The organism is Neobacillus sp. PVCKKU3 (assembly GCF_058323225.1).
The window spans coordinates 37020-51738 of sequence record NZ_JBLVQN010000016.1 but is presented as its reverse complement, the minus strand read 5'-3'; the positions used below and the strand labels follow the sequence as shown (position 1 = coordinate 51738).

General features: G+C 43.0%; 15 protein-coding genes. 1 reads left to right on the top strand and 14 read right to left on the bottom strand.

Going from position 1 to position 14719, the window contains the following annotated elements; all coding sequences use genetic code 11:
* Positions 1–669: 669 nt before the first annotated feature.
* From gatB to ACNQGS_RS12595, 11 genes are all read right to left on the bottom strand, one after another.
* Positions 670–2097 carry an Asp-tRNA(Asn)/Glu-tRNA(Gln) amidotransferase subunit GatB gene (gene gatB, locus ACNQGS_RS12645; protein WP_491487607.1) on the bottom strand — a complete coding sequence of 476 codons (1428 nt, stop codon included), beginning with the start codon at positions 2095–2097 and terminating at the stop codon, positions 670–672.
* Positions 2098–2109: 12 nt separating this feature from the next.
* Entirely contained in the window at positions 2110–3561 is a 1452-nt protein-coding gene (gatA, locus tag ACNQGS_RS12640; protein ID WP_491487606.1) for an Asp-tRNA(Asn)/Glu-tRNA(Gln) amidotransferase subunit GatA, read from the bottom strand.
* A 13-nt stretch (positions 3562–3574) separates the two neighbouring features.
* Complete coding sequence (gene gatC, locus ACNQGS_RS12635) at positions 3575–3868, bottom strand: Asp-tRNA(Asn)/Glu-tRNA(Gln) amidotransferase subunit GatC (RefSeq protein ID WP_491487605.1); 294 nt, start codon at positions 3866–3868, stop codon at positions 3575–3577.
* Positions 3869–4043: 175 nt separating this feature from the next.
* Positions 4044–4700, bottom strand: coding sequence for a bifunctional 4-hydroxy-2-oxoglutarate aldolase/2-dehydro-3-deoxy-phosphogluconate aldolase (locus ACNQGS_RS12630; protein WP_491487604.1), 657 nt, complete (start codon positions 4698–4700; stop codon positions 4044–4046).
* 21 nt (positions 4701–4721) lie between these two features.
* A complete protein-coding gene (locus tag ACNQGS_RS12625; RefSeq protein ID WP_491487603.1) occupies positions 4722–5663 on the bottom strand; it encodes a sugar kinase in 942 nt (313 codons plus the stop codon).
* 20 nt (positions 5664–5683) lie between these two features.
* Positions 5684–6832: a galactonate dehydratase gene (dgoD, locus tag ACNQGS_RS12620; protein ID WP_378587982.1), complete on the bottom strand. Its 1149-nt coding sequence runs from the start codon at positions 6830–6832 to the stop codon at positions 5684–5686.
* 53 nt (positions 6833–6885) lie between these two features.
* On the bottom strand, positions 6886–7707 hold the full coding sequence (locus tag ACNQGS_RS12615; protein ID WP_213147760.1) for a carbohydrate ABC transporter permease: 822 nt from the start codon (positions 7705–7707) through the stop codon (positions 6886–6888).
* Positions 7704–8582 (bottom strand): carbohydrate ABC transporter permease, encoded by an 879-nt coding sequence (locus tag ACNQGS_RS12610; protein ID WP_491487602.1) that lies wholly within the window; start codon positions 8580–8582, stop codon positions 7704–7706. Before ACNQGS_RS12610 ends, ACNQGS_RS12615 begins: the two co-directional genes overlap by 4 nt.
* Positions 8583–8706: 124 nt before the next feature.
* Positions 8707–10029 carry an ABC transporter substrate-binding protein gene (locus ACNQGS_RS12605; RefSeq protein ID WP_491487601.1) on the bottom strand — a complete coding sequence of 441 codons (1323 nt, stop codon included), beginning with the start codon at positions 10027–10029 and terminating at the stop codon, positions 8707–8709.
* Positions 10030–10180: 151 nt separating this feature from the next.
* A complete protein-coding gene (locus ACNQGS_RS12600) occupies positions 10181–10927 on the bottom strand; it encodes an IclR family transcriptional regulator (protein WP_491487600.1) in 747 nt (248 codons plus the stop codon).
* Between the two features lie 171 nt (positions 10928–11098).
* Positions 11099–11581, bottom strand: coding sequence for a VanZ family protein (locus tag ACNQGS_RS12595; protein WP_491487598.1), 483 nt, complete (start codon positions 11579–11581; stop codon positions 11099–11101).
* A 96-nt stretch (positions 11582–11677) separates the two neighbouring features.
* On the opposite strand from ACNQGS_RS12595, the gene ACNQGS_RS12590 reads away from it, so the two are divergent.
* Complete coding sequence (locus ACNQGS_RS12590; RefSeq protein ID WP_491487597.1) at positions 11678–12127, top strand: OsmC family protein; 450 nt, start codon at positions 11678–11680, stop codon at positions 12125–12127.
* Positions 12128–12150: 23 nt separating this feature from the next.
* Here ACNQGS_RS12590 and fosM read toward each other — a convergent pair whose 3' ends face one another.
* The 3 genes from fosM to aceA all read right to left on the bottom strand — a co-directional run bounded on the left by fosM (position 12151) and on the right by aceA (position 14700).
* A complete protein-coding gene (fosM, locus tag ACNQGS_RS12585) occupies positions 12151–12573 on the bottom strand; it encodes a FosM family fosfomycin resistance protein (protein WP_491487596.1) in 423 nt (140 codons plus the stop codon).
* 89 nt (positions 12574–12662) lie between these two features.
* Entirely contained in the window at positions 12663–13097 is a 435-nt protein-coding gene (locus tag ACNQGS_RS12580) for a YueI family protein (protein ID WP_491487595.1), read from the bottom strand.
* Positions 13098–13416: 319 nt separating this feature from the next.
* Entirely contained in the window at positions 13417–14700 is a 1284-nt protein-coding gene (aceA, locus tag ACNQGS_RS12575; RefSeq protein WP_491487594.1) for an isocitrate lyase, read from the bottom strand.
* Positions 14701–14719: the final 19 nt, after the last annotated feature.

The following is a 14719-nucleotide window of genomic DNA, read 5'->3' as shown; positions in this document are numbered from 1 at the left end:
TGCTAATTAAACGTTTAATTAAAAAGATAATAATCCTTATTAATTCAAGGATTCAGAGAAAATTAACCTTAATACTTTGTCGAAAACATGCGTCCCAATCAAACGTTTGATTAAATTCCATGAATACCGGTAAATCAATGTTTCCCTATGACTTGTTCAAAAAGCCGTCGCCTTTTGGCAAATGGTATTTTCACATTTCCCCAGGACTCATTTAAATTTGATATTTCCATGTCAATCAAACGTTTAATTAAATAGCATTAAACACCTTTAAAATAAGGATTAAATAAAAAAACACCTTAATAAATCCTGCCGAAAAACGCCTCCAATCAAACGTTTGATTGAATCACCAGTTCTTCTTAGAAAAATATAGCTTTTCTCTCCTACAAGGGCGGAATAATGTCGTTTCACATATCTTGTATTTCATATGAAAGTCTCAAATCAACTCGAAAAATAAAGCATCTCGACTTATTTCCCATCCTTCGACACATAATCCCAATTTGCAACATCACCCAAACGTTTGGTTAGATTTCCCAAGAATCCTTTTCAACAAAGGATTTTTTCCCGGGAAATGGTGCAGCGATTGTCGAATATTGCACCGACATTATCTGCAAAGAACCTCCTTTACAGCATGCAAAAAACCGGCAGAAAAAATTCTGCCGGCTTGCAAGCTTATCTCTTATTCAATTCCTGCACTAACAACTGATTCACCAATTGCGGGTTGGCTTGTCCCTTTGTCGCTTTCATGATTTGCCCAACAAGGAAGCCGGTGGCTTTTGCCTTACCACCCTTGAAATCTTCAATCGATTTCGGATTGTTATCAAGAATCTCACCAATAATCTTCAAAAGCGTTCCTTCATCGGAAATTTGCACAAGCCCTTTATCTTTAACAATCTGCTCGGCATCTCCGCCGTTTTCGATTAACTCCTTAAAGACAGTCTTGGCAATCTTCGAGGATATTGTGCCATTGTTAATCAACTTAATCATACCGGCTAGGCCTTCTGGCGTTAGCGGAACATCATGAAGTTCTTTGCCCTCGGCGTTCAAGTAAGCAGAAACCTCACCCATGATCCAATTGGACGCCATTTTTGCTTCCGCACCTGCTGCTACTGTCGCTTCAAAGAAATCAGCTGTTTCTTTAATTACAGTCAATACTTTTGCATCATAAACCGGGAGGCCAAGCTCTTCGATATAACGCTTTTGACGCTCATCTGGAAGCTCAGGAATTTCGGCACGAATCCGGGATTTCCAGTCTTCGTCAATATATAATTCGAGAAGGTCCGGTTCCGGGAAGTAACGATAATCATCGGAGCCTTCCTTTACCCTCATCAGAATAGTCGCACCAGTTGCTTCATCAAAGCGGCGTGTTTCCTGATCGATTTTTCCACCGTCCAAGACAACCTCGCGCTGACGTTTTTCTTCATATTCAAGTCCTTTTCGTACAAAATTGAACGAGTTCAGGTTTTTCAACTCTGTTTTTGTTCCGAATTCCTCTTGCCCGACTGGACGAATCGAAATATTGGCATCACAGCGAAGTGAGCCCTCTTCCATTTTACAATCGGAAACGCCTGTATATTGGATAATGGACTTTAATTTTTCCAAATAGGCATAAGCTTCATTTGGAGTTCGAATATCCGGTTCAGAAACGATTTCAATCAGCGGCGTTCCTTGACGGTTAATGTCCACTAATGAATAGCCTTTTTCATGGTTCAGCTTGCCGGCATCCTCTTCCAGATGAATCCGGGTTATGCCAATCCGTTTTGTATAACCGTCCACTTCAATTTCAATCCAGCCATGCTCGCCGATCGGCTGGTCAAATTGCGAGATTTGGTATGCCTTCGGGTTGTCTGGATAAAAATAGTTCTTCCGGTCAAACTTCGTATGTGTGGCAACTTGGCAATTCAGCGCCATTGCCGCTTTCATCCCATAATCGACTACCTTTTTGTTCAGAACAGGCAGCACCCCTGGATAGCCAAGGTCGATGACAGTTGTATTTGTATTCGGCTCAGCACCAAAGTGGTTTGGGCTGGACGAGAAAATTTTTGATTCTGTTTTTAGCTCTACATGGACCTCAAGTCCAATCACTGTTTCGAATTCCATTCTATTCACCCCCTACAATTGCGGCTTCTTTTTATGATGGTCGGTTGCCTGCTCGAACGCATGGGCAACACGATAAATAGTTGCTTCGTCAAAATGCTTGCCAATAATTTGCAGTCCTAACGGCAGTCCGCCTTCAAAGCCGCATGGAATTGAGATTCCCGGCACACCGGCAAGGTTCATTGGTATTGTCAGAATATCGTTCACATACATCGTCAATGGATCATCGATTTTTTCACCAATTTTAAAAGCAGGAGTTGGCGTAGTTGGCCCTATGATAACATCATATTTTTCAAAGACCTGCTCAAAATCCTGTTTAATCAATGTACGTACCTTTTGCGCCTTTTTATAGTAGGCATCATAGTAACCGGAGCTTAGCGCAAAGGTTCCGAGCATAATCCGGCGCTTTACCTCATCACCGAAGCCTTCTGCCCGTGTCTTCTTATATAAATCAAGTAAATTCTCTGCATCAGGTGTTCGGTAACCGTAGCGGACACCATCAAAGCGAGCCAGGTTGGCAGATGCTTCTGATGAAGAAATTAAATAATAGGCTGCCAATGCGTACTTGGAGTGCGGAAGAGAAACTTCTTCCCACACAGCACCAAGACCTTCAAGAACCTTAAGTGCATCCAAAACAGACTGGCGGACAGATTCTTGTACCCCTTCGCCAAGATACTCTTTCGGTACAGCGATTTTTAGACCCTTCACATCGCCTGTTAAGGCTCCAGCAAAGTTTGGAACGTCCACGTTTGCTGAAGTGGAGTCCATAGGGTCTAGTCCGGAAATGGCCTGTAATAAATAGGCATTATCCTCGACTGTACGTGTGATTGGACCGATTTGATCAAGCGATGACGCAAAAGCGACGAGCCCAAAGCGGGAAACCCGGCCATAGGTTGGCTTCATGCCGACAACGCCGCAAAAAGCAGCCGGCTGACGGATGGAACCGCCTGTGTCAGAGCCCAGTGAAAATAGCACTTCTCCAGCTGCAACGGATGCCGCTGAACCGCCTGAAGAACCTCCTGGGACCCGGTCAAGATTCCATGGATTCCGAGTCTTTTGGAAACGGGAATTTTCGTTGGAAGACCCCATCGCGAACTCGTCCATGTTTAACTTACCAATCGTTATCGTTTCTGCCTGTTGCAGCTTTTGAACAACGGTCGCATCATAGATTGGATCAAAGTTTTCGAGTATTTTGCTTGCACAGGTTGTCCGAAGACCTTTTGTGACGATATTGTCTTTCACGCCGATTGGCATGCCGTAAAGCAACCCTTTTGTGGCATCCAGATTGTCATCCAGGGCCTTTGCCGCTTGTCTGGCACGCTCTTCATCCAATGTTAAAAACGCCTGAACCTTGTCCTCGACCTCTGCAATCCGCTTATAGGATGCATCAACAAGATCGGAGACCTTCAGTTCTTTTTTATGTAAAAGCTCATGAAGATCTGAAACTTTATGGTCAAATAAACTCACACTAATAATCCTCCTACTCCCCTAAAATAGATGGCACTTTGAATTGGCCGTCCTGATGCTGCGGCGCATTTTTCAATACTTCCTCACGCGGCAACCCTTGCTTTGGGATATCCTCGCGCAGAACATTTTTCATATCAAGCACATGGTATGTAGGAGCCACATTGTCCGTATCCAGTTCATTTAACTGTTCAGCAAATGTGATGATGGCATCAAGCTGCTTGGTGAACTTTTCTGCCTCATCCTCGGTAATCGCAAGACGCGCCAAATTGGCCACGTGCTTCACCTGTTCGGTTGAAATTCGCGACATGTCTAAGTTACCTCCGATTATTGTCATTTAATATTGATGATACCAAACTTTTTCGCTTTACTGCAATGATTACTCTTTAAGTATGGACAAGAGTTTTTAATTTTAGTTCAATTCGGACATTGGAAGTGCTTTTTCCAAAAAGAAAAAGCACCCTATTCAGGCGATGGGTGCCTTGTTATTTGATCAAGTTACGTGCAGCTCGTACTGCCTCAACATATGCAGTTGCTTTTTCTTTTAGTTCGCTGAAGTTGCGTTCTTCTTTTAATTTAGAATTGACCAAGCTCCCTCCGATTCCACAAGCTACTGCGCCGGCTTTAATATAGGACTCAATATTTTCTAAAGAAACGCCGCCTGTAGGGATGATAGGAATATGAGGAAACGGTGCCCCGACATCCTTAATATACTTTGGTCCAAGATTCCCAGCTGGGAAAACCTTCACTGCATCTGCACCCCATTCAACCGCTTGAATCATTTCTGTTGGGGTCATCACACCCGGAATCGCTATTTTGCCATAACGCAGTGCCGTTCTAATCACCTCTTCAGAAAGGCTAGGGCTAAAAACAAAATCTGCACCTGCCGAGATAGCGCGCTGAGCGGATTCACGGTCAATAACCGTTCCCGCTCCGATAAGAGCTTGACCTTTAAACATCTGCGAGTATTTTTCAATTGTTCGGTATGCATGTGGTGAATCTACAGTCACTTCGAGTGCCGTCACTCCGCCCTCGACAAGGCTTTCAATCACCTGTCCGACGATCTCCTCGGGCAACCTGCGGATGACTGCGATAATGCCGCTTTCGACCAATTTCTCCAGCAGCTGAACTTTCGGTATCACTAAAATCTCTCCTTCCCACAACTATCTCAAGATTTCTTCTGAACGGTCGGGAGCAATTTCAGCCCAATATGGATAACCCTCCACATCACCCGCCACCGTTACAGCAGAAGCGCCTACCCGGTTTCCAAGGGAAACAGCATCCCTATAGGACCAGCCGCGAAGCAAGCCCGATATGAAGCCGGCAGCAAACCCATCGCCAGCACCAACAGTGTCGACTACCTTCTCAACTCTGTACCCGTCGACGTATTCCTGCTTATCCCCATCATTGTAATAGGCACCGGTATCCCCAAGCTTCACAACGACCGCTTTTGATCCATTTTTAATTAATCGCTCAGCTATTTTCTCCGGTGTCTTTTCTCCTGTAAGAATCAGACCTTCTTCAATACCTGGCAAAACGATATCGCATTTACCGGCAATATCCATTAACACTTCACGCGCTTCTTCCTTTGTCCAAAGCTTCAGGCGAATATTCGGGTCGAAAACAATCGTCACCATATTTCGTTTGGCTGCATCAATCGCATGATAGACAAGCTCTTTGCAGGTTGGACTTAGAGCTGGTGTGATACCTGTAATATGCAGGATTTTCGCATTGGCAATTTCACTTTCCTGCAAATGAGCTTTCCCCATTCTGCTTGCCGCGGAACCGGCCCTGAAATAATTTACTTTCGGATCTCTTCCATCTTGCCGTTCCTTAAAAAATACTCCTGTCGGGGAGGCAGGGTCAAAGGTAACCAAACTGGTATCGACCCCTTCACCACGAATAAAGTTACGGATGTATAGACCGAATTCATCCTCACCGAGACGACTCGCCCAGCTTACCCGATGCCCAAGTCTGGCAAGAGCGATGGCCACATTTGACTCAGCTCCGCCGATGGTCTTTTCAAATTGGCTGACATATCTTAGCGGCCCTGCTTTTGAGGGGTTTAATAGGACCATTGTTTCACCAAAGGTAATCACATCCATTTAATTTTCCCCCTTATTCATTACCACTCGGCAACGCTGCCATCTTTATAGCGCCAAATTGGATTTTTCCAATCGTGCCCAACCTTCGCCATTTCCTTTACATGCTCTTCATCCACTTCTATCCCCAAACCTGGGCCTTCAAGAATGTTCACATACCCATTTTCATATTTAAAGACAGAACGATCCTTAAGGTAATCAAGCAAATCGCTGCCCTGATTGTAATGAATTCCTAAGCTCTGCTCCTGAATAATTGCATTTGGCGTACAGAAGTCTACCTGTAAGCATGAAGCTAAAGCAATTGGACCAAGCGGACAATGCGGTGCAACGGCGACATCAAAGGCTTCCGCCATAGCCGCGATTTTCTTCATTTCGAGAATTCCGCCAGCGTGGGAAACATCCGGCTGGATTATGTCAACATATCCATCCATCAACAGTTGCTTAAAGCCCCAGCGTGTATACTGTCTTTCTCCAGTCGCGATTGGAGTTGATGTATATCTGGCAATTTCACGTAATGCCTCGTTATTTTCCGGAAGAACTGGTTCTTCAATAAACATTGGACGGTATGGCTCCAATTCTTTCGCAATGATTTTTGCCATTGTTTTATGGACACGGCCGTGGAAGTCCATGCCTATTCCCACATCTTTGCCTACCGCTTCACGGACAGCAGCAATTCTATTTATGACACTTTCCACGCTGGAAGTATTATCAATGTATTCCATTTCTTCAGTGGCATTCATTTTTACTGCTGTAAAACCTGCCTTAATCTTTTCTTTCGCTTCGTTCGCTACGTCGCTTGGGCGGTCGCCGCCGATCCATGAGTAGACGCGGATTTTATCACGTGCCGCCCCGCCAAGCATTTCATAAACAGGCATATTGTAGAATTTCCCTTTTATGTCCCACAGTGCCTGCTCAATTCCAGAAATGGCACTCATCATGATTGGACCGCCGCGATAAAATCCCCCACGGTACATCACCTGAAAAAGATCTTCAATTTTCCGCGGGTCCTGACCGATTAAATAGTCACTAAGTTCCTTTACACAAGCCTCTACCGTGCTCGCCCGGCCTTCTACGATTGGCTCGCCCCAGCCTTCTAAGCCGTTATCCGTTTCAATTTTTAGAAAAAGCCAGCGTGGAGGAACTTTGTATAATGTTAGATTCGTGATTTTCATAGTAAATTCGCCTCGTTTATATTATTTTTTAAATCACGCATATGCTAAGACTATTAACCTTTCACACTTCCGCCTGTTAATCCTGCAATGATATAACGTTGGGCAAATAGTGCGATGACTAGTACAGGTGCCGTAATGATGACAGATGCCGCCATCAGACCGCCCCAGTTAATTTCCGAATAGGATAGGAAATTAAAGATGGCAATCGGTAAGGTCTTCGTATTATCGCCTGCTAAAATCAATGAAAACATAAAGTTATTCCATGAGAAGATGAACGCCAAAATGGATGATGTCACAATCCCCGGTCCTGAGATTGGCAGCATGACTTTGACAAACGCACCCGGAATGGAACAGCCATCTACACGTGCGGATTCCTCCAGTTCATGCGGAAGTCCTTCGAAAAACGGAATCATAACCCAGATAATAAACGGCATGGTGACAAGCATATGGCTTAGGATTAGCGACGTGTATGTGTCAATTAATTGGAGTTTTGAAAAGATAATAAACCATGGGATAAGGAAAGAAATTCCCGGTACAATCCTTGCTACAAGAATTAAAAGACCAAAGCCCTGCTGCTTGAATTTTGCAATTGAATAAGCGGCAGGAAGGCCAAGGATGAGCCCAAATAGGGTCGCCCCTGCTGCAACGACAAAGCTGTTCCATATAAAACTAAGAAAGTTATATTCTTTAAATACATTAATATAGTTATTAAAATTCGCGGTAATTTCAAAGATTTTATTGGTATTAAGAATTTGTACTTGTGTTTTAAATGAAGCGAGCAACATCCACAGGAACGGGAGTAAGAACAAAAACAGTACAAAATAAACGCCGAAATGGGTGAAAATGGATTTAATAGGACTTTGTTTTTCACTCATAGCTGTACACCCGCCCTTTTCCGTAAAATAATCGTGAAAATACTAATTGAAAGAACAATGATAAAGAAAATCATCAATAATGCGGAGGCTTGGCCAATCTTGAAGTATTGGAAGCCTAAAACGTACCCGTAAATGTTGGTCGTTTGTGACGAAGTCCCCGGTCCGCCCTGAGTTGTAGCATAAATAATATCAAACGTTTTTAACGCGTCTATCATCCTTAATAAAACAGCGGAATATAGCGTCGGTTTTAACAACGGAAGGGTAATTTTTGTAAACGACTGCCAAGGAGTCGCCCCGTCAATCATCGCTGCTTCGTAAGGATCCTTCGGCAGGGAAACAAGACCTGCAAGAACGATTAAGGCAATCATCGGGGTCCATTCCCAAACATCAATAAAAATCAACGAAGGCATAACGAGACTTTGTGAGGTTAACCATTCCTGACCCGGAATTCCAAGTTTGCTTAAGAATATGTTAAGAATCCCAATATTCGGTTCATAAATCAGTACCCAAATTAAACCGACAGCAACTGGAGTTGCTACCATTGGGAGCAGGAATAAGGTTTTGACAACGCCTTTTCCAACGATATTCTGATTCATGAGGATTGCAATTCCAATCCCTAATACCGTTTCGATCAACACAGCTACAATAGTAAAATAAAACATTAACCAAAGTGATTTAAGAAAAAGTTCATCTTTAAACAATGCGATATAATTATCCAAAGCCACCCATAACGGAGGAGTCACATTCGACATGCTCCACTCATGAAAACTCAGCCAAAATGTATAGCCCACAGGCATGACCATCATTAATCCTACAAAAAGTACAGCCGGCAAGGTAAAAACCCACTTGATGTGACGGTCAATCCAATTTGTCATTCTTTTGTTCCTCCCGGAAAAGATTATGGTTTTCTTAAAACAAACGGCTTTCGGGCATGATCCAGTATTACAACCTAGATTGCTGACCGAAAGCCGATTAAAAATTTGTGCTAATTAGAACGGATTACTTCTCACTGTCAAGAATCTTTTGGAATTCTCCGTCTGCCTTTTCTGCAGCAGCCTTAACATCCTTGCCTTCGATACCAGCAATGATGATATCGCCGATGGAATCACGTGCGCTTCCTACGTTGATTACCACTGGACGGTCATAAGAAGTACCAGCTTTACCATTTTCAGCAATCGCTGCCGCTAAATCTTTCGGGAATTTAGCAGTTCCTTCTGCAGACTCCCAAACAGAAATACGTGCGCCAGGATTTCCTTCAGCTTGAAGCTTCGTAACCATTTCTTTGCTTTCTACCCACTTAATGAATTGCCATGCCGCATCTTTCTTCTCAGAGTTAGCGCCAATACCAAGTGCCCAAGATGTTACGTTGTATGGCTTAGAGCCATTAGCACCAGCTGGGAACGGAGCAAAACCAACTTTGTCAGCCACAGCAGATTTTGATGGATCAGTTGCGTTTGTGAACAAGGAAGATGCATCTGTATAGAAAGCAGCTTTTCCTTGAGTGAACACAGCCATTGCTTCAGGCCAGCTCATGTTTAACGTACCTTTAGGGCCATACTTGTTTAATAGGTTTCCATAATATTCAAACGCCTTAAGTGCTTCTGGAGAAGTAAGGGTGGATTTTCCATCCTTCATAAAGTCTCCGCCAAAGCCATAAAGGAAGCTGGAGAATTGTGTAACTGCTGCAGCACGTTTACCACGGGCAACAAATCCAGCAACGCCATTTGCAGGGTCGTTTAACTTCTTAGCCGCTGCTTCAAGCTCTTCTAATGTCTTTGGAACTTCGATGCCGGCTTTTTCTAACAGGTCTTTACGGTAGTAAAGAACTTCCGTCTCTGTTACAAGCGGTAATCCAAAGTATTTTTTGTCCTGTTGCACGCTTCCTAGGGAAGAAGGAATAAAATCCTTTGTATAGTCTTGTTCTTTAGAAATATAACCAGTCATGTCTGCAAAGTAGCCGCTCTTATGGAACATCTTACCGTCTTGAAGCGGACGGAACATAACAACATCGATGTTCTTAGAGTTAGAGGCAAACTCAACGGAAGTTTTTTGTGTTAATTGGTCTTCAAAGTAGCTGTCGATTTTTACTTTAATGCCTGTCTCTTTCTCAAACTCTGGCAATTGTGCCTTAATTGCTTCAGTCCAAGGATGGTTAGCAGCAACCAAGCGGATTTCTTGAACCTTTTTCTCAGCAGTCTTCTCAGGCGCCTTTGAACCTGTTGAGGAATCTGATCCGCTGCACCCAGCTAGTGCAGAGCTAAGACCAACGGCTAAAGCAAGAACACCAGCAGCTTTCTTAAAACCTACAAAACTCGTTTTCATAATTTTCCCCCTTGCATTTATTTTCAATAAAGTGATAACGGTTTCATTTTAAAGTGCGATTAATTGCTTCTTGGTACATAATGGAATCATAGCGACCCTTCCTACATGCAAGTCCCCCTTTCAAAGTTTTAAATAAATCCATAAGTTGTGGTTATCTGTATCCGATACTGTCAGAAATCTTCATGGAAGTTTGGAGTAAGTTTTCCACAATTTGTTCTTTATTTTTTAACATTCTTTCTTTGGGTCCTGCTACACTAATTGCGGCCTGAATCGTACATTCTACTCCATATATAGGAGCAGCCAGACAATATAACCCCTCTTCATTCTCCTCATCATCAATGGAGTAGCCCTGCTTAGCAAACATGTCCAATTGCTCTATGAGAGAGATTTTGTCCGTTATCGTCTTTGGTGTAATTGGCTTAAGTGCTAAGTTTCTGATAATTTCCTCTCTGTGTTCATTTGGAAGAAAGGTTAAGAAGGCCTTGCCTAATCCTGTGCAATACAATGGCTTGCTTTTTCCAGGTTCTGCTGTGGTACGAATGGATCTGTTGCTGTTGATCTTCGCCACATAGTTAAGTTCAGAATCTGATAAAACAGCCATAAAGACAGTTTCCTGTACCTCTTCCATTAATTTTTTTAGAAAAGGCAATCCCTGGGCCGCAACATCCAGACAATTCATTGCTATGCTCCCAAGGGGTATAAGCTTCGGTCCAAGCCTATACTTTTTTGAAAAATCGACCGTCAAATAGTTTGCTTGAAATAATGTCTCAATCAAACCTGATGTACTGCTTTGCGGAAAAGCAAGTGTCTCGCTTATTTCTTTGATTGTTAATCCTTCTGGGTGCTGTGCAAGCAACTCAAACACTTTTAAGACGCGTTCTGCTGATTTAACAGCCATCTTGTACCCTCCCTGAAATCATATATGTGATTTCTTATCACGTATGTGATTTCAATACTCATATTACTACACTGTGTAAACCCTTACAACACATTTTTTTCTGATAAACTAAAAAATCTGCAAATTTTTAAAAAACGTTGCAGATTTCAACATAATTTCGGTTTAGTTTGCCTATTTTTTTCTTTTCCTTTTGGGGCGGGAAAAAAACTGCAAAATTTTAAACGGGATATAGCCCAAAATTCCGCCAAAGGTATTTAAAATTAAGTCATCCACATCGAAGCTGCCAAATTCGAACACCAACTGCAGTATTTCATAGGATAAACTTAAACTGAATGCGGCTAGCGTAACGGTTCTAAGTCTTTGAAACTTTTTTGCCAAGAGTGGTAAGATAAAGCCAAGCGGGATAAAGCCGATTACATTTCCAGCTAAATTCTTCACCCGAATATCGAAATTGACATCGGCTATAAATAAATAAAAATTAATGGTTTTAAAGGGAACAAAATTATTTGAGCGCCAGTGGTATCCATCATAGGTGAAATTAAAATGATTGATAATCTGTGATAGCGGGATATATTTAAATAATACAAGTTTCGTAAGAATGGCTAAATATAGGCAAAGTATTAAAAACAGAAATAGCTTCTTTATTAGGTTCATATTTTTTGCTGCTCCATTAAATTAATAAACTAACCATACCATATTTTAAAAATCATCGGGTTTTTATACAAGAAATATTTCACTGGAGGTTTTTGGATGGCTGAACATCGATTTTTATTAAAAGCAAACTGGCCTGGGCTTCGAAATGATGTAGGTGAAATTGAAACCGCAAACCTGAAAACGAAGGTATCCATCCCGCCGGAAATGGACGGCCCGGGGGTCGGGACGAACCCCGATGAAATGCTGCTGGGTGCGGCTGCGACTTGCTATATCATCACGCTTGCCGCCATGATGCAGCGGAGCGGGCTTGATAAGGCGGGCTTAACGATGAAATCGGAAGGGATTGTCGATGTGACCAATGGGGTTATTACCTATAAAAAAATCATTCATAAACCACTTATCGTTTTGAAAGCAGATGCTGCCGAAAAGGATTTTGCATTAGCGCACAGGCTTGCCAAGAAGGCGGAAACCTCCTGTATGATCAGCAGGGCGGTGCAAGGAAATGTGGAGATAGAATTGCGCGCTGCGGTCGAGGCGTCAAACTAAAAAGGGGCTTTAGGGCCCCTTTTTCAATTGAAAAACTCCATATGCTTTTTTTCTTGTTTATAGTAATCTAGTCTGTCTTGTAGTGTACCTGTGTGAAACTCAAATTTATGTCCATCCGGGTCGGTAAAATATAGCGATTGTTTATCTCGTTCGTCTCTTTGGCGGCCCGGCAGAATGTTGACCTGGAGTTGTTTCAGTTTTTCGAACATCTTAAGGAAGTCTTCCTCTGCGATTGAAAAAGCCAGATGCGTATAGGATTGATGTATTTCATTTCTCGGTATATCCTTCTCCTCATTCAGGGCAAGCCATATGCCGTTTAGATCAAAATAGGCGGTGGTCCTTCCTTTCACTAGCAATTTGGCGCCAAACACGCTTTGATAGAATTGGATGGATTTTTCTAGATTGGAAACGGAAAACAAAATGTGGTTTATTCCTTTAATAGTCATGGTTCATCCTCCCCTCCTAAATATTACCACAATTTTACTTTTGGACATAAAAAAACCCATGGCACCTTTATTCCATGAGCTGATTAGCTTTATTTTCTTTTAAATAACTTTGCAAAAAGTCCTTTCTTCTTATTTTGCTTTGGAATCACCATTTCCTTTTTTGTAAGGTAAATTTCTTCTTTATCAATAGCATGATTCATTGCTAAAACTAAGCCGATGTCGGTGTCATGCTCCTTGTTGGTGACAATGGTGTGGCCAATCTTGTGTTTGGATGCGACTTTTACATATTTGGATAATTGGTCGTAACCCATATTTCCGTTTAGAAAGAGATGGGCACCAGGGTTTTTCTTCATTAACTGCCCTACTTGAGGGTACACTTCGGTTTCAGCTACCTGTTTTTTCGTAAGAGCGACAATAATTCGTTCGCGTAAAGATCCTAAAAATTTCCGTCTTTCCTCAGGCTTGGTTTCAATCGTTCCATAGATGCCTTGCTGCAAGACCTCGTCAACGGTAGGCTTTTTCAAAAAGAATCAACTCCATTTAAAAGGCTAATTACTATGTATGATTTCTGTATAGAAAACGTTCCAATCTCAGCATCTCTGAGAGTAAATGATGATCATCCGCGAGTATTTTCACTTTATCCGAGAGTATTCCGCTCCTATCCGAGAGTAATTTGCGGTTACGAGAGTAATTCACGGTTATCCGAGAGTATTCCCGCGTTATCCAAGAGTAAACATACCTTATCCGAGAGTATTCACCGCTTATCCGAGAGTAACCCCCCAGCCACAAAGAAAAAATCCCTCCCTCCATTAAGGAGGGAAGGATTCACGTCCGATCACTATATTATTTAGAACCAGTAAACTGCTCTTCCTCAGTAGAGCCTTTTAATGCAGTAGTTGAAGAAGTACCGCCGGAAATTACCATAGATACTTGGTCGAAGTAACCAGTACCAACTTCGCGCTGGTGACGAGTAGCAGTGTAGCCGTATTGCTCGCTGGCGAACTCAGCCTGCTGCAGGACAGAGTAAGCGGCCATGCCGTTTTCTTTGTAACCGCGGGCAAGTTCGAACATGCTGTGGTTTAGAGCATGGAAGCCTGCAAGTGTAACGAATTGGAACTTGTAACCCATTTTGCCAAGCTCTTGTTGGAACTTTGCGATCGTTTCATCGTCAAGCTTCTTCTTCCAGTTGAAAGAAGGTGAACAGTTGTAGGCAAGCAGTTTGCCAGGGAACTTCTCATGGATTGCCTCTGCAAAGCGGCGTGCTTCTTCAAGGTTTGGCTCGGAAGTTTCGCACCAGATTAGGTCGGCATATGGAGCGTAAGCCAATCCGCGGCTGATTGCTTGATCAAGACCTGCTTTTGTACGGAAGAAACCTTCAGCTGTACGTTCGCCAGTAATAAACTCAGCATCGTTTTCATCGATATCGCTTGTGATTAAGTCTGCAGCGTTAGCATCTGTACGGGCAACTAAAACAGTTGGAACGCCCATAACGTCAGCTGCTAAACGGGCAGCAATCAGGTTGCGAACCGCAGTTTGTGTAGGAAGCAATACTTTACCGCCTAAGTGGCCGCATTTTTTCTCAGAAGAAAGCTGGTCTTCGAAGTGAACGCCCGCAGCACCTGCTTCAATCATGCCTTTCATTAGTTCGAAGCAGTTTAGCTGGCCGCCGAAGCCTGCTTCAGCGTCAGCCACGATTGGAGCGAACCAATCGATAGAATTGTCGCCTTCTCCATGAGTGATCTGGTCAGCGCGCTGAAGTGCTTGGTTGATACGCTTAACAACAGCCGGAACGCTGTTTGCAGGGTATAAACTTTGGTCAGGGTACATGTTACCGGAAAGGTTAGCATCTGCAGCAACCTGCCAGCCGCTTAAGTAGATAGCCTTAAGACCAGCTTTAACCTGCTGAACCGCTTGGTTACCAGTTAAAGCGCCAAGAGCGTTGATATAGTCTTCTTCGTTTACTAGTTTCCAAAGCTTTTCAGCACCTTTGCGTGCTAATGTATGTTCAATATCGATAGAACCGCGAAGTTTGATTACATCCTCTGCAGTATATGGACGTGTAATCCCCTTCCAACGTGCATCCATTTCCCAGCTTTCTTGTAATTGCGCTACTCTTGCTTCAGTCATTTTAAAATCCTCCTATCAA

What these genes read in the sequence shown, in the direction of transcription:
- dgoD (WP_378587982.1), bottom strand. Translation starts at nt 6,832, where the DNA reads ATGAAAATCACGAATCTAACATTATACAAAGTTCCTCCACGCTGGCTT.
- ACNQGS_RS12595 (WP_491487598.1), bottom strand. Translation starts at nt 11,581, where the DNA reads ATGAACCTAATAAAGAAGCTATTTCTGTTTTTAATACTTTGCCTATAT.
- ACNQGS_RS12615 (WP_213147760.1), bottom strand. Translation starts at nt 7,707, where the DNA reads ATGAGTGAAAAACAAAGTCCTATTAAATCCATTTTCACCCATTTCGGC.
- ACNQGS_RS12590 (WP_491487597.1), top strand. Translation starts at nt 11,678, where the DNA reads ATGGCTGAACATCGATTTTTATTAAAAGCAAACTGGCCTGGGCTTCGA.
- ACNQGS_RS12610 (WP_491487602.1), bottom strand. Translation starts at nt 8,582, where the DNA reads ATGACAAATTGGATTGACCGTCACATCAAGTGGGTTTTTACCTTGCCG.
- fosM (WP_491487596.1), bottom strand. Translation starts at nt 12,573, where the DNA reads ATGACTATTAAAGGAATAAACCACATTTTGTTTTCCGTTTCCAATCTA.
- gatB (WP_491487607.1), bottom strand. Translation starts at nt 2,097, where the DNA reads ATGGAATTCGAAACAGTGATTGGACTTGAGGTCCATGTAGAGCTAAAA.
- ACNQGS_RS12600 (WP_491487600.1), bottom strand. Translation starts at nt 10,927, where the DNA reads ATGGCTGTTAAATCAGCAGAACGCGTCTTAAAAGTGTTTGAGTTGCTT.
- aceA (WP_491487594.1), bottom strand. Translation starts at nt 14,700, where the DNA reads ATGACTGAAGCAAGAGTAGCGCAATTACAAGAAAGCTGGGAAATGGAT.
- ACNQGS_RS12605 (WP_491487601.1), bottom strand. Translation starts at nt 10,029, where the DNA reads ATGAAAACGAGTTTTGTAGGTTTTAAGAAAGCTGCTGGTGTTCTTGCT.
- ACNQGS_RS12625 (WP_491487603.1), bottom strand. Translation starts at nt 5,663, where the DNA reads ATGGATGTGATTACCTTTGGTGAAACAATGGTCCTATTAAACCCCTCA.
- gatC (WP_491487605.1), bottom strand. Translation starts at nt 3,868, where the DNA reads ATGTCGCGAATTTCAACCGAACAGGTGAAGCACGTGGCCAATTTGGCG.